At 60.0% G+C, this 16851-nt stretch carries 20 protein-coding genes; 14 read left to right on the top strand and 6 right to left on the bottom strand.

Annotated elements, in window-relative coordinates:
• The first annotated feature begins 14 nt into the window (after nt 1–14).
• Genes GYM54_RS20975 through murB form a run of 7 tightly spaced genes read left to right on the top strand, consistent with a single transcriptional unit; the run spans nt 15 to nt 4547 of the window.
• Nucleotides 15–647 carry a MotA/TolQ/ExbB proton channel family protein gene (locus tag GYM54_RS20975; RefSeq protein ID WP_131648205.1) on the top strand — a complete coding sequence of 211 codons (633 nt, stop codon included), beginning with the start codon at nt 15–17 and terminating at the stop codon, nt 645–647.
• Nucleotides 644–1072: a biopolymer transporter ExbD gene (locus GYM54_RS20980; RefSeq protein WP_131648206.1), complete on the top strand. Its 429-nt coding sequence runs from the start codon at nt 644–646 to the stop codon at nt 1070–1072. The genes GYM54_RS20975 and GYM54_RS20980 overlap by 4 nt, the downstream gene beginning before the upstream one ends.
• The gene (gene lpxK / locus GYM54_RS20985; RefSeq protein ID WP_181102722.1) at nt 1072–2076 is read left to right on the top strand and encodes a tetraacyldisaccharide 4'-kinase; all 1005 of its coding nucleotides are present in this window, start codon (nt 1072–1074) and stop codon (nt 2074–2076) included. The genes GYM54_RS20980 and lpxK overlap by 1 nt, the downstream gene beginning before the upstream one ends.
• A 41-nt stretch (nt 2077–2117) precedes the next feature.
• A complete protein-coding gene (locus GYM54_RS20990; RefSeq protein ID WP_131648208.1) occupies nt 2118–2303 on the top strand; it encodes a Trm112 family protein in 186 nt (61 codons plus the stop codon).
• Nucleotides 2300–3064 carry a 3-deoxy-manno-octulosonate cytidylyltransferase gene (gene kdsB / locus GYM54_RS20995; protein WP_131648209.1) on the top strand — a complete coding sequence of 255 codons (765 nt, stop codon included), beginning with the start codon at nt 2300–2302 and terminating at the stop codon, nt 3062–3064. The genes GYM54_RS20990 and kdsB overlap by 4 nt, the downstream gene beginning before the upstream one ends.
• Nucleotides 3065–3066: 2 nt before the next feature.
• The gene (locus GYM54_RS21000; RefSeq protein ID WP_181102720.1) at nt 3067–3531 is read left to right on the top strand and encodes a low molecular weight protein-tyrosine-phosphatase; all 465 of its coding nucleotides are present in this window, start codon (nt 3067–3069) and stop codon (nt 3529–3531) included.
• Complete coding sequence (murB, locus tag GYM54_RS21005) at nt 3528–4547, top strand: UDP-N-acetylmuramate dehydrogenase (RefSeq protein WP_181102718.1); 1020 nt, start codon at nt 3528–3530, stop codon at nt 4545–4547. The genes GYM54_RS21000 and murB overlap by 4 nt, the downstream gene beginning before the upstream one ends.
• Before the next feature lie 103 nt (nt 4548–4650).
• Here murB and fdxA read toward each other — a convergent pair whose 3' ends face one another.
• Nucleotides 4651–4974 carry a ferredoxin FdxA gene (gene fdxA, locus GYM54_RS21010; RefSeq protein WP_014851990.1) on the bottom strand — a complete coding sequence of 108 codons (324 nt, stop codon included), beginning with the start codon at nt 4972–4974 and terminating at the stop codon, nt 4651–4653.
• A gap of 129 nt (nt 4975–5103) precedes the next feature.
• On the bottom strand, nt 5104–7671 hold the full coding sequence (gene mutS, locus GYM54_RS21015; RefSeq protein WP_181102884.1) for a DNA mismatch repair protein MutS: 2568 nt from the start codon (nt 7669–7671) through the stop codon (nt 5104–5106).
• A 277-nt stretch (nt 7672–7948) separates the two neighbouring features.
• On the opposite strand from mutS, the gene GYM54_RS21020 reads away from it, so the two are divergent.
• The 4 genes from GYM54_RS21020 to recX all read left to right on the top strand — a co-directional run bounded on the left by GYM54_RS21020 (nt 7949) and on the right by recX (nt 10384).
• A complete protein-coding gene (locus tag GYM54_RS21020; protein WP_165914191.1) occupies nt 7949–8116 on the top strand; it encodes a hypothetical protein in 168 nt (55 codons plus the stop codon).
• Nucleotides 8117–8282: 166 nt separating this feature from the next.
• Nucleotides 8283–8777 carry a CinA family protein gene (locus GYM54_RS21025; protein ID WP_181102716.1) on the top strand — a complete coding sequence of 165 codons (495 nt, stop codon included), beginning with the start codon at nt 8283–8285 and terminating at the stop codon, nt 8775–8777.
• Between the two features lie 90 nt (nt 8778–8867).
• Nucleotides 8868–9911, top strand: a complete 1044-nt coding sequence (gene recA / locus GYM54_RS21030; protein ID WP_181102714.1) for a recombinase RecA — start codon at nt 8868–8870, stop codon at nt 9909–9911.
• Nucleotides 9912–9916: 5 nt separating this feature from the next.
• The gene (recX, locus tag GYM54_RS21035) at nt 9917–10384 is read left to right on the top strand and encodes a recombination regulator RecX (RefSeq protein WP_181102712.1); all 468 of its coding nucleotides are present in this window, start codon (nt 9917–9919) and stop codon (nt 10382–10384) included.
• Between the two features lie 76 nt (nt 10385–10460).
• Here the strand turns inward: recX and GYM54_RS21040 are convergent, their stop codons facing one another.
• Both GYM54_RS21040 and GYM54_RS21045 read right to left on the bottom strand, forming a co-directional pair.
• Nucleotides 10461–11543, bottom strand: coding sequence for an LOG family protein (locus GYM54_RS21040; protein ID WP_181102710.1), 1083 nt, complete (start codon nt 11541–11543; stop codon nt 10461–10463).
• Nucleotides 11544–11850: 307 nt separating this feature from the next.
• The gene (locus GYM54_RS21045) at nt 11851–12243 is read right to left on the bottom strand and encodes a PA3611 family quorum-sensing-regulated virulence factor (protein WP_181102708.1); all 393 of its coding nucleotides are present in this window, start codon (nt 12241–12243) and stop codon (nt 11851–11853) included.
• A 118-nt stretch (nt 12244–12361) separates the two neighbouring features.
• Here GYM54_RS21045 and GYM54_RS21050 point away from each other — a divergent pair, with 118 nt between their 5' ends.
• The gene (locus tag GYM54_RS21050; RefSeq protein WP_197444519.1) at nt 12362–13078 is read left to right on the top strand and encodes a tRNA-uridine aminocarboxypropyltransferase; all 717 of its coding nucleotides are present in this window, start codon (nt 12362–12364) and stop codon (nt 13076–13078) included.
• Between the two features lie 14 nt (nt 13079–13092).
• On the opposite strand, the gene GYM54_RS21055 is transcribed toward GYM54_RS21050, so the two are convergent.
• On the bottom strand, nt 13093–14016 hold the full coding sequence (locus GYM54_RS21055) for a DMT family transporter (RefSeq protein WP_131648219.1): 924 nt from the start codon (nt 14014–14016) through the stop codon (nt 13093–13095).
• Nucleotides 14017–14250: 234 nt separating this feature from the next.
• On the opposite strand from GYM54_RS21055, the gene erdR reads away from it, so the two are divergent.
• On the top strand, nt 14251–14901 hold the full coding sequence (erdR, locus tag GYM54_RS21060) for a response regulator transcription factor ErdR (RefSeq protein WP_131648220.1): 651 nt from the start codon (nt 14251–14253) through the stop codon (nt 14899–14901).
• Nucleotides 14902–14975: 74 nt separating this feature from the next.
• On the opposite strand, the gene GYM54_RS21065 is transcribed toward erdR, so the two are convergent.
• Nucleotides 14976–15902, bottom strand: a complete 927-nt coding sequence (locus GYM54_RS21065) for a LysR family transcriptional regulator (RefSeq protein ID WP_197444520.1) — start codon at nt 15900–15902, stop codon at nt 14976–14978.
• A 117-nt stretch (nt 15903–16019) separates the two neighbouring features.
• Here GYM54_RS21065 and fpr point away from each other — a divergent pair, with 117 nt between their 5' ends.
• The gene (gene fpr, locus GYM54_RS21070; RefSeq protein ID WP_131648222.1) at nt 16020–16796 is read left to right on the top strand and encodes a ferredoxin-NADP reductase; all 777 of its coding nucleotides are present in this window, start codon (nt 16020–16022) and stop codon (nt 16794–16796) included.
• The last annotated feature ends 55 nt before the right edge of the window (nt 16797–16851 follow it).

Here is a 16851-nt window from a genome sequence, read left to right on the forward strand (position 1 = left end):
GGGGGATTCATCTCGTGTGGGAGCTGGTTAAAGCGGGCGGCTGGATAATGCTGCCAATCATTTTCTGTTCCATCGCTGCCGCTGGTATCGTCGCCGAAAGGCTGTGGACGCTACGGCCTGCTCGCGTGACCCCGCCGCATCTGCTCGGCCAGGTGTGGAAATGGATCAAGGACAAGAAGCTCAGTAATCAGAAGCTCAAGGAGTTGCGCGCCGATTCGCCGCTAGGCGAGATTCTGGCAGCAGGCCTGGCCAACTCAAAACATGGCCGGGAGATCATGAAAGAGTGCATCGAGGAGGCTGCGGCGCGTGTCGTCCATGACCTTGAGCGTTACCTCAATGCACTGGGCACCATCGCCGGGATCGCGCCACTGCTCGGGTTGCTGGGTACAGTGCTTGGGATGATCGAGATTTTCAGTGCCTTCATGGGCTCCGGCATGGCCAACGCACCGTTGCTCGCAGCGGGCATTTCCAAGGCGTTGATCACCACTGCAGCAGGTCTGATGGTCGGCATCCCGGCATTGTTTTTCCATCGTTTCCTGCTACGCCGCGTCGAAGAACTGGTGGTCGGTATGGAGCAGGAAGCGATCAAGCTGGTCGAGGTCGTACAGGGTGACCGTGACGTCGATCTGGGTGAGGGCAAGGCGTGAAATTTCGACGCAAGGCGCGGGAAAACGTCGATATCGGCCTGGCACCGCTGATCGATGTAGTGTTTATCCTGCTGCTGTTCTTCGTGGTGACGACAACCTTCACCCGTGAAACTCAACTCCAGGTTGATCTGCCTGAAGCGGCCACCGGTACGCCACCACAGCAAGCCGAGACAAAGCGGCTGGAAGTGGTCATCGATGTCGAAGGCAAATTCACACTCAATGGCAAGACCTTGATCAAGCATGACCTGAGCACGCTCATGGCAGCACTCAGCAAGGAGTCGGAGGGCGACACCAATCTGCCGATGGTGATCAGCGCCGACGGTAAGACTCCACACCAGGCGGTCATCACGGCCATGGATGCGGCGGGCAAATTGGGCTTTGCACAGCTGCGCATCACTACCGTCGAGGCCCAGCCGGAACCCTGATGTCCTTTACCGAACGTCTACAGCGAGCCTGGTATGAAGGGCACCCGGCGCTGGCCTTGCTCGCCCCCTTGGAGGCGCTCTATCGGCGGGTGGTCGTCGCCAAACGACAGAAATTTCTCAGTGGCTCGACCGACCGTTATCGGGCTCCGGTACCTGTGGTGGTGGTGGGCAATATCACCATTGGTGGAACTGGCAAGACGCCCCTAATTCTCTGGCTCATCGAGCATTGTCGCCAGCGCGGCCTCAAGGTCGGCGTGGTCAGTCGGGGTTACGGCGCCACGCCACCGGCCCATCCGTGGCGGGTAATGCCCGAGCAGACGGCGGCCGAGGCGGGCGACGAGCCGCTACTGATCGCGCAACGGACAGGCGTGCCGGTGATGATCGATCCGGATCGCGCCCGTGCGATTCGCGAGCTGCTCAAGCTCGAATCACTCGACCTGATTCTTTCCGACGATGGGTTGCAGCACTACCGGCTTGCGCGGGATCTTGAGCTGGTACTTATCGATGCCGCCCGCGGGCTCGGCAACCGCCGCTGCCTGCCGGCCGGCCCATTGCGTGAGCCTGTGGAGCGGCTGGAGTCGGTCGATGCGGTGCTTTTCAATGGAGCGCTGGCCGACAGTTCCTCCGGTTTCGCCTTCGCCTTGCAGCCATCACGTTTGGTCGAGTTGGTCAGTGGACAGAGCTGGCCGCTCGATCATTTCCCACCGGGCCAGCAGCTGCATGCGGTCGCCGGAATCGGCAATCCGCAGCGTTTCTTCACCACGCTCGAGGCGCTACACTGGCGACCGATTCCGCATCCCTTCGCCGATCACGCTCGTTATAGCCTGGAGCAGCTGAGTTTCTGTCCCGAGCTACCCTTGGTGATGACGGAGAAGGATGCGGTCAAATGCCGGGCATTCGCTTTGCCGGGTTGGTGCTATCTGCAGGTACAGGCCGAGCCTTCGGCGGCGTTCGTGACCTGGCTCGATGCCCAGCTGGACCGATTGCTGCCCGAACACCCCTAAGCCGCTCGACTTGCCTGGTGCGGTCGATCCAAGGACTGCGCATGGATACCAAACTGCTCGATATTCTCGCCTGCCCCCTCTGCAAGGGACCGCTGAAGCTGGCCGACGACAAGTCCGAACTGATCTGCAAGGCTGACGGCATGGCCTTTCCTGTGCGAGACGGGATTCCGGTGATGTTGGAGAGTGAAGCCCGCACCCTCGAAGTGGATGAGCGTCTGGACAAATGAGTAGCGCTTATACCGTTGTGATCCCGGCGCGTTACGCGTCCAGCCGCTTGCCTGGCAAACCGCTGCAAGACATCGCAGGCAAACCGATGATCCGCCACGTCTGGGAACAGGCTTGCAAGAGTGGTGCGCAACGGGTGGTGGTGGCGACCGATGATCCGCGCATTTTGAAAGCCTGCGAAAACTTTGGTGCGGACGCCGTGCTGACCCGGGTCGAGCACAACTCGGGGACGGATCGCCTTGCCGAAGTAGCGGAAAAGCTGGGCCTCGCGGCAGATGCGATAGTGGTCAATGTGCAAGGCGACGAGCCGTTGATTCCCCCTTCGGTGATCGATCAGGTCGCATTCAACCTGGCCGCGCATCCCGAAGCGGCAATCGCTACCCTTGCCGAGCCGATCAGTGATTCTCAGGCGCTGTTCAATCCGAACGTGGTCAAAGTGCTCAGCGATATCAATGGCTTGGCGCTGACGTTCAGCCGTGCACCACTGCCTTGGGCGCGGGACGAATTTGCACAGGACCGGAATGCTTTGCCGTCCGGCGTTCCATATCGCCGACATATCGGTATCTATGCTTACCGGGCCGGGTTCCTGGCTGACTTCGTAGCTTGGGGCCCCTGCTGGCTGGAGAATACTGAGTGTCTTGAGCAGCTGCGTGCCCTCTGGCACGGCCAGCGTATTCACGTAGCCGATGCGGTCGAGGCGCCTCCGGCAGGGGTCGACACCGCCGAGGATCTCGAGCGCGTCCGTAAGTTGCTAGGAGCCTGAAGGTGAAGGTTCTGTTCGTTTGCATGGGAAATATCTGCCGTTCCCCCACAGCTGAGGCCGTGTTTCGCAAGTGCGTACAGGACGCGCAGCTGGATGATCGGATCAGCATTGACTCGGCTGGAACCGGTGACTGGCATGTTGGTAAGGGGCCGGATCAGCGGTCCTGCCAGGCTGCCGCCAGAAGAGGCTACGATATCAGTGCGCTGAGAGCGCGGCAGGTGGTAGGGGATGACTTCCGGCGCTTCGATCTGATTCTGGCGATGGATCATGACAACTTGGAGCGATTGCAGGCGCTGCGGCCTGCTGATTCGCGCAGTGAACTCGACCTGTTCCTGCGCCGCTACAAGCTGGGCGAGGACGTAGTGCCCGATCCGTATTTTGGTGGCGACGAGGGCTTCGAGCGGGTGCTTGAGTTGGTGGAGAAAGCATCCGCGGCGCTGCTCGACGAAATCCGGGGGCGTCTGTGAGTCTTCTCATCGAACAGAATCGCTCGCTTAAACCATTCAATACCTTCGCCGTCGAGGCACGCGCGACGCGCTTTGCCGAGGCGCATGACGATCAAGAGGTCATCGAAGCCCTCGCAGAGGCTCGGCGTCTCGGCGTTCGACCGTGGGTGCTCGGCGGCGGCAGCAACTTGGTGCTGACCGGGGATGTGGATGCGCTGGTGCTGCGTATGGCCAGCAGAGGCATTCGGATTATCGAGGATGACGGAGAGCAAGTGGTGATCGAGGCGGAGGCGGGAGAACCCTGGCATCCCTTCGTGCTGCACAGTCTGGCGTGCGGCCTGTGCGGGCTGGAAAATCTCAGTCTGATTCCAGGCACCGTCGGCGCCGCGCCCATTCAGAATGTCGGAGCGTACGGCGTCGAGATCAAGGATGTCTTCGCGGGGCTGACGGCATTGGATCGGGAAACCGGGGAGCTCGTTGAGTTTAGTCTGCAGGCGTGTGAATTCGGTTATCGCGACAGCGTGTTCAAGCGCCAGCCCGAGCGCTACATCATTCTGCGGGTGCGCTTCGCGTTGCAGCGCACACCGAATCTCAAGCTCGAATACGGACCGCTTCGGCATTGGTTGCAACAGCATGCTATCGAGTCCCCGACGCCGAGGGATGTAAGCCGTGCAATCTGTTCGATTCGCAGCGAGAAACTGCCCGATCCGAGAGTCTTGGGCAACGCCGGCAGCTTCTTCAAGAACCCCTTGGTGTTTCAGGCGGCAGCTGACACCTTGCGCGAGCGCTTTCCGGACCTCGTCGCGTTTGCGCAGGGGGATGGGCAGGTCAAGCTTGCGGCTGGTTGGCTGATCGAACGGGCCGGCTGGAAAGGTTATCGGGAAGGTGATGCTGGCGTGCATAAACTGCAGGCGCTAGTTCTCGTCAACTACGGTGAGGCCACCGGGCGGCAGATTCTGGAGCTTGCTCGGCGCATTCAGAGGGATATCGGCGAGCGTTTCGGTGTGCAGCTGGAAATAGAGCCGAACGTTATCTAGCCGACCTGCTGAAGCCCGCTACTTTCCGGTTGAGTTGACTGCCAAGGATTGAACGAAAAAAGGGATGCAGAAGCATCCCTTTGTCCTTGTTATCGGTAGCGACTCAGCGCTCCAGATACTGCAGCTTGTCTTTCACTCCGTCCCATTCTTCGGCGTCAGGCAGCGAGTCCTTCTTCTCGGTGATGTTCGGCCAGACTTCGGCCAGATCGGCGTTCAGCTCAATGTACTCCTGCTGGTCTTCCGGCACCTCGTCTTCGGAGAAAATCGCCTGCGCTGGGCACTCCGGCTCGCAGAGCGCGCAATCGATGCACTCGTCCGGGTGAATGACCAGGAAGTTCGGGCCTTCGTAGAAACAGTCCACCGGACAGACTTCTACGCAATCGGTGTACTTGCACTTGATGCAGTTGTCGGTGACGACGAAGGTCATTTCTATTATCTCCTCAGGCGTTTCGGGTGGCGTTGCAGTGATGCCCCCGGTTCGGCAGGCTCAGCGGCACCAGGCAAATGCCGCTCATGTCCAAAAATGCGCGCGATTCTAGCAGCTTTTTGCGGCCCGTCAGATTTGCGTTTTCAGCTTGTATAGCAGCTCCAGCGCCTGACGCGGGGTCAGGTCATCGGGCTGGACCTTGCCCAGCGCCTCGATGACCGGGTGCGGCAGGCTGGCGAACAGGTCGTTCTGCAGCGGCGGCGCGGGTTGGCCGGGCTCTATTTTCGGCATTTCGTGGGGCAGGCTGGTGGTTTCCAGGCGCGACAGATGGTCGCGGGCGCGCTGGATCACTTCGCCCGGCACGCCGGCCAGTTGTGCCACCGCCAGGCCGTAGCTCTGGCTGGCCGGGCCGGGCAATACATGGTGCAGGAAGACGATGCGCTCGTTGTGCTCGGTGGCCGACAGGTGCACGTTGGCCACCACCGGCTCGCTTTCCGGCAGCACGGTCAGCTCGAAATAGTGGGTGGCGAACAGCGTGAACGCACGCAGCTTGGCCAGGTGTTCGGCGGCGGCCCAGGCCAGCGACAGGCCGTCGAAGGTGCTGGTGCCACGGCCCACTTCATCCATCAGCACCAAGCTGCGGTCGCTGGCGTTATGCAAGATGTTGGCGGTTTCGCTCATCTCCACCATGAAAGTGGAGCGACCGCCGGCCAGGTCATCGGAAGAGCCGATACGGGTGAAGATGCGGTCTACCAGCGACAGCTCGCAAGCCTTGGCCGGGACGAAGCTGCCGATCTGTGCCAACAGCACGATCAAGGCGGTCTGGCGCATGTAGGTGGATTTACCACCCATGTTCGGCCCGGTGATCACCAGCATGCGGGTGTCGTCGTCGAGTCCCAGGTCATTGGCGACGAAGGGCGTCTGCAGGACCTGTTCCACTACCGGATGGCGACCCTGTTCGATGCGCAGGCAGGGCTGCTCGACGAAGCGCGGACGATTCAGATCCAGCGTCAGCGCGCGCTCGGCGAGGTTGCTCAGTACATCTAGTTCGGCCAGCGCGGCGGCGGAGTCCTGCAGCGGCGCCAGATGGCCGATCAGCAGTTCCAGCAATTCCTCGTAGAGCTGTTTTTCACGGGCCAGGGCACGGCTCTTGGCCGATAGCGCCTTGTCTTCGAATTCCTTGAGTTCCGGCGTGATGAAGCGCTCGGCGCCCTTGAGCGTCTGTCGGCGGATGTAATCGGCGGGCGCGGATTCGGCCTGCTTGCTCGGTAGCTCGATGAAATAGCCGTGCACGCGGTTGTAGCCGACCTTGAGGTTGGCCAAGCCCGTGCGTGCCTTCTCGCGGGTTTCCAGGTCCATCAAGTACTGGCCGGCGTTTTCGGACAGCGATTGCAGCTCGTCCAATTCAGCGTCGTAACCAGTCTTCAGCACGCCGCCATCGCGGATCACTGCCGGCGGGTTGTCGATGATCGCCTTGGCCAGCAGCTCGGCCAGTTCCGGGTAGGTGCGGATGCTCGCGGCCAGTTCGATCAGGTGCGGTGCGACCAGCTCCTGCATGCCCGCTTGCAGTTGTGGCAGGGCGGCCAGAGCGTCGCGCAGCCGTGCCAGGTCGCGCGGCCGAGCGTTGCGTAGGCCGATACGGGCAAGGATGCGTTCCAAGTCTCCGATGTCCTTGAGCTGCGGCTGGATCTGCTCGAAGCGGTAGTGCTCCAGCAGGCAGGTGATCGAGTCCTGGCGCGCTTCCAATACCTGGCGGTCGCGCAAGGGACGATTCAGCCAGCGGCTCAAAAGACGGCTGCCCATGGCGGTCTGGCAGCGATCGACCACCGATTGCAGGGTGTTGTCGCGACTACCGCCGAGGTTGATATCCAGCTCCAGATTGCGCCGGGTGGCACCGTCGAGCACCACGCTGTCGTCGAGACGCTCATGGCGCAGGCTGCGCAGATGGTGCAGGGCGGTACGCTGGGTTTCCTTGGCATAGGTCAGCAGGCAGCCGGCGGCACCGATGGCCAGGGTCAGCTTTTCGCAGCCGAAGCCTTTCAGGTCCTGGGTCGCGAACTGCTGGCAGAGGCCCTTGAAGGCGCTGTCGCGGTCGAAATCCCAGGGCGCGCGACGGCGCACGCCACGGCGTCTTTCCAACGGCAGGCCTGCGGGCCAGTCATCGGGGATCATCAGTTCGGCGGGGTTCAACCGCTCCACTTCGGCCAGCAGGGTTTCCCAGCCGCCGAATTCCTGCACCGTGAAGCGACCACTGGTGATGTCCAGCACCGAGAGCCCGAACAACCTCTCATCGCCGACGACAGCGGCCAGCAGATTGTCGCGATGTTCATCGAGCAGCGCCTCGTCGCTCACCGTGCCAGGGGTGATGATGCGCACCACCTGGCGTTCTACCGGTCCCTTGCTGGTGGCCGGATCGCCGATTTGCTCACAGATCACCACCGACTCGCCGAGCTTCACCAGGCGGCTGAGATAGCCCTCGGCAGAATGAAAGGGAATCCCGGCCATGGGGATGGCATTACCGCCCGACTGGCCACGCGCGGTGAGGGTGATATCCAGTAGTTTGGCAGCCTTCTTGGCGTCCTCGTAGAACAGCTCATAGAAGTCGCCCATGCGGTAGAACATCAGCTGATCCGGATGCTCGCGCTTGAGCTTCCAATATTGCTGCATCATGGGCGTATGTTTGGAAAGATCCTGAATATCTTTTTTCATCAATGGCTTAGAGCTGTTCGAGTGTTTGCGGTGGGGCAGGATTGAGGCCAAGCAGTTCGGGTTGCATTCGCGCCGAATGGTTCGAAGCCGCGGCTCGTCCTTTTGGCGGACGCAAGGTTATCACGGCCAGCAGCCTGGGCTAGGCGCGGTCGGAAGCGAATGTCGGCGGGAGACGTCGGGCTGGTCCTGACTGGCGGTCTGCACGATCCATCGCTGTGCCGCTCGAATGACAGGAGGCCACAGGCGGCCTCGTTGGAGGTGGATGATGCAAGACCAACGCGACCCTAACGATCCCGATTCGTCTGCGCAGCTGCCCGGTGACCCGGAAGGCGCCGGCATCGACGACGCACCCATGTCGGATCCGGACAACGGCGAGCTGACCGACGAGGACGTCGAGCTGTTCGAGGACGATCCAGACATTCCGACGGTCTGAAAAGCTTCCGCTTGAAGATAATCAGCCCCGCTTCGGCGGGGCTGTTTTTATTATCCGGAACAGCTTTGGACTGCGTGCTGATTCCAGTTAGCCGACGAGAAGACCGGCTGTACGGCGCCTTTGGCTGAGGTAGGCTGTAGCTTTTCGTTGCTCTGAGGACATCGCGATGAACCCGACCGAAGCACTCGCCGCCGAACTGGGTCGCGCGCTGCAGCTTGCCAGTGCACAGGTCACCACTGCCGAGTCCTGTACCGGCGGCGGCATCGCCGAAGCCATTACTCGCATCGCTGGCAGTTCGGCCTGGTTCGAGGCGGGTTTCGTCACTTACTCAAATGCGCAGAAGACACGACAGCTGGGCGTGCCAGCCGACTTGTTCGCCCAGGTCGGTGCAGTCAGTCAGGAGGTTGTAAAAGCGATGGTGCGTGGTGCACTGCATGCCAGCAGAGCGCATTACGGCGTCGCCGTTAGCGGTATTGCGGGCCCAGGCGGTGGTTCGCCGGAGAAACCGATTGGCACCGTTTGGTTGGCTTGGGCGGCAGGTGACCAGATCGTTGCCAAGCGCTTCCAGTTCGACGGCGACCGGCAGGCCGTACGTCAGCAGAGCGTGGACGCCGCGCTCGTCGGATTGATCCGGCTCGTGGCGGGAGAAAAATCGGTTTAGGGCTAGGCGCTTTATTTTGCCTATGCTCTAATACTGTCTACTTATACAGTTGTCGTGGCCTCTGGCCCTCTTGATCAAGTGAGGATTGTAATGGACGAGAACAAGAAGCGCGCCTTGGCCGCCGCCTTGGGCCAGATCGAAAAGCAGTTCGGTAAGGGTGCGGTCATGCGTATGGGCGATCACGATCGCCAGGCTATTCCTTCTATCTCTACCGGCTCGCTGGGGCTGGATATCGCACTGGGCATTGGCGGTCTGCCGAAAGGCCGTATCGTCGAGATCTATGGTCCCGAGTCATCGGGCAAGACCACCATGACGCTGTCGGTGATTGCCGAGGCGCAGAAGGCGGGTGCTACCTGCGCCTTCGTCGATGCTGAACATGCATTGGATCCCGATTACGCCGGCAAGCTCGGTGTCAATGTCGATGATCTGCTGGTTTCCCAGCCGGACACCGGCGAGCAGGCGCTGGAAATCACCGACATGCTGGTGCGTTCCAATGCCGTTGACGTGATCATCGTCGACTCCGTGGCGGCGCTGGTGCCCAAGGCGGAAATCGAAGGCGAAATGGGTGACACCCACGTCGGCCTGCAGGCTCGCCTGATGTCGCAGGCGCTGCGCAAGATCACCGGCAACATCAAGAACGCCAACTGCCTGGTGATATTCATCAACCAGATCCGCATGAAGATCGGCGTGATGTTCGGCAGCCCCGAAACCACAACCGGCGGTAACGCGCTGAAGTTTTACGCTTCGGTTCGCCTGGACATCCGCCGTACCGGCGCGGTGAAGGAAGGCGATGAGGTGGTGGGCAGCGAAACCCGCGTCAAGGTGGTCAAGAACAAGGTGGCTCCACCGTTCCGCCAGGCCGAGTTCCAGATCCTCTACGGCAAAGGCATCTACCGCAACGGCGAGGTCATCGACCTCGGTGTGCAGCAGGGCCTGGTTGAGAAGTCCGGTGCCTGGTACGCCTATAAAGGCAACAAGATCGGTCAGGGTAAGGCTAACGCCGCTAAATACCTGGAAGAAAATCCGGAAATTGGCCGCGAGATCGAACAACAGATCCGCGACAAATTGCTGGTAGTCGCACCGAACACCAAGGCCAACCCGGTTGCTGAAGATCTGGCTGAAGCCGATCTCTGATCCGTATGCCGGTTGTGCTCGATAATCCCGCCGCCGTGCGGCGGGCAGCCATGGATCTTCTGGCCCGTCGCGAGCATGGGCGCATCGAGCTCAGCCGCAAGCTACGTACGCGCGGCGCGCTGCCCGAACTCATTGAGCCGGCGTTGGATCGGTTGAGCGAGGAGGGGCTACTCAGCGAAACACGCTATCTGGAAAGCTTCGTCCGCATGCGCGCAAACGCGGGGTACGGCCCCTTGCGTATCCGTGAGGAGCTGTCCCAGCGAGGGCTGGCCCGTGACGATATCGAGCAGGCGTTGCGTGACAGCGGCTTCGATTGGGGTGCGCAGTTACATGAGGTCTGGATACGCAAATTCGCCGGCGAGCTGCCGAGCGATCAGCGGGAACGCGCTCGACAGGGCCGATTCCTCAGTTACCGCGGTTACCCTCTGGATATGATAGGCCGGCTTTTGCAGCGCGGATCGCTCGATAGTTGAGGCGCGGCTGATTCTTTTCGCAGCATATGTCCGGGTCTGGGTGGTGGATAGACAAGCCTATCCGTGTTTCAGTCGTTCACTCATGCGAAACTGCCCAGTTCTGCCGCTCATTGATGAAGTCGGTCAGCTCGCGTAAGCGACCGTGATCGCGGCCATTGAATACAAAGCTCAGCCGCGGCAACTGTCGCAACTCCGGCTCATCCAGTTCCATCGCGCAACATGGCTGCTGTTCGAAGCAACCCTTCAAGCAAAGATCTGCGAATTCGGTGTTCAGAGCGTCCAGCGCAGCGCCGGTCAGCTGGTAGTTCAAGCGCATGACGAAGCGGTCTTTCCACCAGCGGCTCGAATGGAAGTTGCTGTAGAACTTGTCAATTTCCACGGCGGCGTCTTCGGCGTTATCAACCAGCCGCATCAGGCGCATATCGGTAGGCAGTATGTAGCGATTGCCTTCAAGTTGGCGGCGCATGAAGTCCAGCGCGTCCTTCCAGAAGGAGCCGCCGGGCTCGTCCAGCAGAACGACAGGGACCAATGGGCTCTTTCCCGTCTGTATCAGCGTCAGTACTTCCAATGTTTCGTCCAGCGTGCCGAAACCACCGGGGCACAGGACCAAGGCATCGGCTTCCTTGATGAAGAACAGCTTGCGCACGAAAAAGAAGTGGAAGGACAGCAAATGCTCAGTACCGTCCACCGTGGGGTTGGCGCGTTGCTCGAAGGGTAGGGTGATATTCAGCCCGAGGCTGTTGTCTGTACCGGCGCCCTCATGGGCAGCCGCCATGATGCCACCGCCGGCTCCAGTAATGACCATCAGGTCGTAGCGCGCCAGGGTTTCACCCAGTTCGCGTGCCAGCGCATACAGCGGATGCTCGACGGGCGTACGTGCCGAGCCGAACACCGTGACCTTGCGGCGCCGTTTGAACGGTTCGAGTCGGCTGAAGGCATGCTCCATTTCGCGCATGGTCTGCAGCATTATCTTGGCATCCCAACGGCTTCGATCCGCTTGCGCCATGCGCATAACGGTGATCAGCATTTCGCGGTAAAGGGGGAGGTTCGGGCTGTCTGCCGGTACAACCGAGGCTACCAAGTCATCAACCCTTTTCGACAGCCCGGCACCGCTGGTCGCGAAATGTTGTGATAAGTCGTCGTTCGGTTCGAAAGGCATACTACGTCTCCCTTGCATTCCTGCGGCGTTGCTCTAGGCCGCCTTGCGCGAGGGGTTCGCGCGGTGTGCTTAAGCTTGCCAGTAATCTTTGGAACAGACCAAGATTGGGCGATGCTTTGTGCCTTTGATGTTAACGGTAGCCCATCGCGGAGATCGATATCAGCCGCGTGCTTGCTTGGTGCTGCGAACCGCCTTGTTCATCGAATAAAGACATAGCAGTAACAAGCAAGCGAGCACGATTTTTTTGCCAGGCGGCAGGGCAGCATGCAGTTGCCCTTTTAAGGAGCTTTCAGCAATTTAGGGGCTTTCAGCAATCGCTAGCACGGTACCTTTCGGTTGTGATCGGCTTCTTGTTTTCGTATTCGCTGAATTCGAAGCGCAACACCGCGCCCTGATCCATCAGCTGACGTAGGCCATCATTGCTGCAAACACTTGCAGCCAGCTGCGTGCGGACCTGCTCGGGATTGTCACGCATCTGCGCGGCATGGCGGGGCTGGACGCTCAAATGGTTGACCAGCTCATTGCCGTCGACGCTGTACCCTTCGTCGAGGAGGTCGGAGTTGATTGCCCGCGGTGTTCCGACGCTGCTTTCGCTCGCAACTTTCTCGAGTAACGGGCCGAGTGCCGGATCCTGTGCCGTGGCGGCGTGAGCGAAGGGTAGGGCGAGGCAGAGCGTGAATAGAGTGGTCAGACGGTGCATGGTGATCTCCTGGTGACTGCCGTCGTTCGACCGGTCTCCGCCGGCACGGTTCAGCTGCTGCCATGGTTTCCGGCCAGGCTGCTAAACTGCCGCCCCGCCCAGACAGATCGAAACGCTCATGCCACATGCTGTAGCCCGTTTGCGCGAAGCGCGCCTGGCCCGTAGCGCCAAGCCTTTCGTCGCGCGTGGATCGCGTACGTCGCGCTGTCCGCGTTGTCGTGTCGCTAGTAGCCATTGCCTATGCGACTGGCTTCCGCAAGTGGCGGCGAACAGTGCAATGTGTCTGATCATGCATGACATCGAGCCTCTGAAACCGAGCAATACCGGCTGGCTGATCGCCGATATCGTCGCCGATACCTACGCCTTCACCTGGCAGCGGGTCGGGGTGGATCCAGCCCTGCTGACGCTGCTCGCCGATCCCCGCTACCAGCCGATCGTGGCATTTCCCGGCGAATATGCCGAGCCCGAGCGGGTGGTTTCAGAAGTGGAAGTGGCCTCAGGCAAGCGCCCGCTGTTCATCCTGCTCGATGCGACCTGGACTGAAGCGCGCAAGATGTTTCGCAAGAGTCCTTATCTGAATGGCCTGCCCGTGTTGAGTCTGCAGGCCGAAGTGGTGTCACGCTATCGTTTGCGCCGCTCGACGCGTAGCGAACACCTTTGCACTGCCGAAGTTGCCGCTTTGTGCCTGGGCCTGGCGGGTGATGCTCAGGCCGCTTGTGCACTGGATGTCTGGCTCGATGCATTCACCGATCATTATCTGGGTGCCAAGCATCACCGTACGCCCGATCCGGATGACGCCACGCATCGAACACTGGCGGCGTTCGGGGAGCGCTGATCGGGTCGCTGCGATCAGTGCCTGGCTGTCTGTGGAGTTTCATTATCGACAGCCATAGACAGGGGCTTACGCGGCCAAAGCTGCGCGGCGAGCATGCCGACGAACATCAGCGCGCAACCGAGATAGCCGCGCATACTGAGGCTTTCATCGAGAAACACCGCACCGGCGATCGCGGCGAATACCGCTTCGAGCGACAGAATGATGGCCGCATGCGAGGCAATTGCGTGCTTCTGCGCCACTACTTGCAAGGTGTAGCCCACACCCACTGCAAATAGACCGCCATAGATCAACGCGGGGGCCGCCAGCCAGATGCTGTTCAGACTGGCTTCCTCGAAGACCGCCGCCAGCACCAGGCTGACCACCGCGCAGGTGGCGAATTGCAGAAAGGCCAGGCGGATGGCGTCGTGGCGCCCGACGAAAAAACTCACCAGTAATACGTGTACGCCCCAGACGAAAGCGCCGGCCAGCTGTATCCAGTCGCCTGAGGCGACCTGGAAGTTTTCGCCAATACTGAGCAGGGCCATGCCGAACACTGCCAGAATCGCACCTAACCAAGTGCCTGCCCCGGTTCGCTGGCCGATGATCAGCCCCAGCAGAGGTACGACGATGACGTACAGGCCGGTGATAAAGCCGGAATTGGTCACGCTGGTGAAGAGCAGGCCGACCTGTTGCAGATTGATGCCCAGTGTTAGCGCAAGCCCCATGCAGAGGCCGCCCAACAGCAGGCTGCGCTGAAAGAAAGGCTCGTGCCGAGCCGCTCCACGGCCCTGATGCAGTAGCAGAGGCAAAAGAACGATGGCGCCCAGGGCGAAGCGCAGGCCGGTAAAAAGGAAGGGGCCGATGTTATCCATTCCGACCCGCTGTGCGACGAAAGCGCTGCCCCAGATCATGGCCGTAATGAGCATCAGGAAATCAGCGCGAAGGGCTTGGTTACGCATGTTTGAGTTCGTCTGGGGAAACCTGCGAACTGTGCATCAAAGCGATGCGATTGGCCATAGATTCATCGGCCCACTAGGCTGGGGCCTTGATTAAATGCGGAACGGTGATCGAATTTCGAGTGGTGGCGCGATATCATCACCGCGGTCCATCAGGAACGCCTCGGGTTCTTCGACCTGAAGTCGGCATCCGGCTCAGGCCGGTGAAAGCGCCAATAAAAAAATCATAGGTCTGCCATGGCTGCTTACGAAATCCTTATCGCTGACGATCATCCCCTATTCCGCAGTGCGCTCCAGCAAGCCTTGACGCTTGGTCTGGGCGACGGCGTGCATTTGTCCGAAGCGGCGAGCATCGCCGAGCTGGAAGCTCAGCTGACCCGGGCCGTAGATTGGGATTTGGTCCTGCTGGATCTGAATATGCCGGGCGCTTATGGCTTTTCAGGACTGGTCCTGCTCAGAGGGCAGTATCCTCAGCTGCCGGTAGTGATGATTTCCGCTCAGGAAGACGCGGCGGTTGTCGCCCGTTCTCGCGAATTCGGTGCCAGTGGCTTCATTCCTAAATCCAGCTCGCTGGAAACCATTCAGGAAGCGGTGCGAATGGTGCTGGACGGCGACGTCTGGTGGCCCAGCAATATTCAGGACGTCGCCCATGTTAGCCCCGAGGCCAAGGCGGCCAGTGAGGGTCTCGCCAGCCTCACGCCTCAGCAGTTCCGGGTATTGACCATGGTGTGTGACGGCCTGCTGAACAAGCAAATCGCCTATGAGCTGAGCGTGTCCGAGGCGACCATCAAAGCGCATGTCACAGCGATCTTCCGCAAGCTAGGCGTTCGTACCCGGACACAGGCGGCGTTGCTGTTGCAACAGATGGGTTCGATTCCGGGCAGCTGATACAGGGCTGGCTACGTCACGGTTCGCCGAAGAGAGGCAGGCCGTAACGGATCTATACCGAGACGATCTACGTATCAGGCGATCGATGGCAGGACGATCTCGTCACTGCGCTGCACTCCCGCAGTCAGTGCCCGGCATTGTTCGATGAACTCGCGCATCGCGGCAGTCTGGTATTTCAGCGAATGCCAGATGAAATAAAACTGCCTAGTCAGATCCAGCTCGCGTGTTTCCACCGCAACCAGACTGCCGCGCCGAAACGCATCGCGCAGTGCCAACCGTGATATGCAGCCGATCCCCAAACCTGATTCGACGGCGCGCTTGATCGCTTCGGTATGTTCCAGTTCGAGTCGGATATTCAGTTTGGCGGGATGATGGCGCATCGCGTGGTCGAATGTCCGCCGAGTGCCAGAACCCTGTTCACGAAGGATCCACGCCTCACGCGAAAGCTCTTCCATGCTTACTTCGGTGCGTCCCGCCAGGACATGTTGCGGTGCGCAGAAGACCACAAGCTCATCTTCTACCCAAGGCAACACCTCGATATCGGGGTGCTGGCAATCGCCTTCGATCAGACCCAGGTCAAGTTCATGTTGTGCGACCTGATGGACAATATGCGCCGTATTTTGCACATGCAGCTTCACTCGGCACTCGGGGTGACGCTGCATGAAACTGCCAATCAGCAAGGTGGCGAGATAGTTGCCAATCGTAAGGGTTGCGCCGACGTTGAGTGAGCCGAATCCGGTCTTGCCGGCCAGCAGGTCCTCGATGGCCTTGGCCTGATCCAGCAGGCTCACCGCTTGCGGCAGCAGTTGATGACCTAGTGAATTGAGCCACAAGCGCTTGCCGGCGCGGTCGAACAACTGGCAGCCCGATTGCCGCTCCAGTTCGGCCAACGAAGTACTAGTAGCCGATTGGGACAGCGCGAGGCTTTGCGCTGCGCGGGAAACGCTTTCCTGGCGGGCGATGGAGACAAATACCTGAAGCTGACGCAGCGTAAAATGCATATCTATATAACCGATAACATATATCGTTAATATTCACTTAGCGGATATTAACGATGCCGGTAAACTCTCGTAAATATCAAAGCGTGCTCTTCGCGAGCTAGAAGGGGAATCCGTAACATGAGTAACCTGAACGTCGAGCGAGTCCTCAGTGTTCATCATTGGAACGACACGCTGTTCAGTTTCAAAACCACCCGTAATCCGGGGCTGCGCTTTGAAAATGGCCAGTTCGTGATGATCGGTCTCGAAGTCGAGGGCCGACCATTGATGCGTGCCTACAGCATCGCCAGCCCGAATTATGAAGAGCATCTAGAGTTCTTCAGCATCAAGGTTCCGGATGGCCCCCTGACGTCGCGCCTGCAGCACCTCAAGGAAGGCGACTCGCTGATGATCAGCCGTAAGCCTACCGGTACGCTCGTCCTGGACGACCTGCTGCCAGGCAAGCATCTTTATTTGCTGAGCACGGGTACCGGTTTGGCGCCTTTCATGAGCGTGATTCAGGATCCGGAAACCTATGAGCGTTTCGAAAAGGTCGTGCTGATTCATGGCGTGCGCTACGTGAACGAAGTCGCTTATCGGGAATTCATTACCGAGCACCTGCCGCAGAACGAATTCTTCGGCGAAGCGCTGAAAGAAAAGCTGATCTACTATCCGACCGTGACGCGCGAGCCGTTCGAAAATCAGGGACGCCTGACCGACCTGATGCGCAGCGGCAAGTTGTTCACTGACATTGGTCTGCCCCCAATAAATCCCGAAGATGATCGCGCCATGATCTGCGGAAGTCCGAGCATGCTGACTGAAACCAGCGAGGTGCTGAACAGTTTCGGCCTCAAGGCTTCGCCGCGCATGGGCGACCCGGGGCATTATCTGATCGAGCGTGCTTTCGTCGAGAAGTAAGCTCAGTGAAATCGTGAAAGAAGGCCGGCTGGCGCGATGCGTTTGCCGGCCTTTT

Source organism: Pseudomonas sp. MTM4 (assembly GCF_019355055.1).
Classification (GTDB): Bacteria; Pseudomonadota; Gammaproteobacteria; order Pseudomonadales; family Pseudomonadaceae; genus Stutzerimonas.

Bases quoted from the DNA above. Each gene is read 5' to 3' on its own strand.
- fdxA (WP_014851990.1), bottom strand. From the start codon at position 4,974: ATGACCTTCGTCGTCACCGACAACTGCATCAAGTGCAAGTACACCGAT.
- GYM54_RS21065 (WP_197444520.1), bottom strand. From the start codon at position 15,902: ATGCATTTTACGCTGCGTCAGCTTCAGGTATTTGTCTCCATCGCCCGC.
- GYM54_RS21025 (WP_181102716.1), top strand. From the start codon at position 8,283: ATGAACCCGACCGAAGCACTCGCCGCCGAACTGGGTCGCGCGCTGCAG.
- kdsB (WP_131648209.1), top strand. From the start codon at position 2,300: ATGAGTAGCGCTTATACCGTTGTGATCCCGGCGCGTTACGCGTCCAGC.
- fpr (WP_131648222.1), top strand. From the start codon at position 16,020: ATGAGTAACCTGAACGTCGAGCGAGTCCTCAGTGTTCATCATTGGAAC.
- GYM54_RS21050 (WP_197444519.1), top strand. From the start codon at position 12,362: ATGCCACATGCTGTAGCCCGTTTGCGCGAAGCGCGCCTGGCCCGTAGC.
- recA (WP_181102714.1), top strand. From the start codon at position 8,868: ATGGACGAGAACAAGAAGCGCGCCTTGGCCGCCGCCTTGGGCCAGATC.
- GYM54_RS20990 (WP_131648208.1), top strand. From the start codon at position 2,118: ATGGATACCAAACTGCTCGATATTCTCGCCTGCCCCCTCTGCAAGGGA.
- lpxK (WP_181102722.1), top strand. From the start codon at position 1,072: ATGTCCTTTACCGAACGTCTACAGCGAGCCTGGTATGAAGGGCACCCG.
- GYM54_RS21020 (WP_165914191.1), top strand. From the start codon at position 7,949: ATGCAAGACCAACGCGACCCTAACGATCCCGATTCGTCTGCGCAGCTG.
- recX (WP_181102712.1), top strand. From the start codon at position 9,917: ATGCCGGTTGTGCTCGATAATCCCGCCGCCGTGCGGCGGGCAGCCATG.
- GYM54_RS21045 (WP_181102708.1), bottom strand. From the start codon at position 12,243: ATGCACCGTCTGACCACTCTATTCACGCTCTGCCTCGCCCTACCCTTC.
- erdR (WP_131648220.1), top strand. From the start codon at position 14,251: ATGGCTGCTTACGAAATCCTTATCGCTGACGATCATCCCCTATTCCGC.
- GYM54_RS21055 (WP_131648219.1), bottom strand. From the start codon at position 14,016: ATGCGTAACCAAGCCCTTCGCGCTGATTTCCTGATGCTCATTACGGCC.
- GYM54_RS21040 (WP_181102710.1), bottom strand. From the start codon at position 11,543: ATGCCTTTCGAACCGAACGACGACTTATCACAACATTTCGCGACCAGC.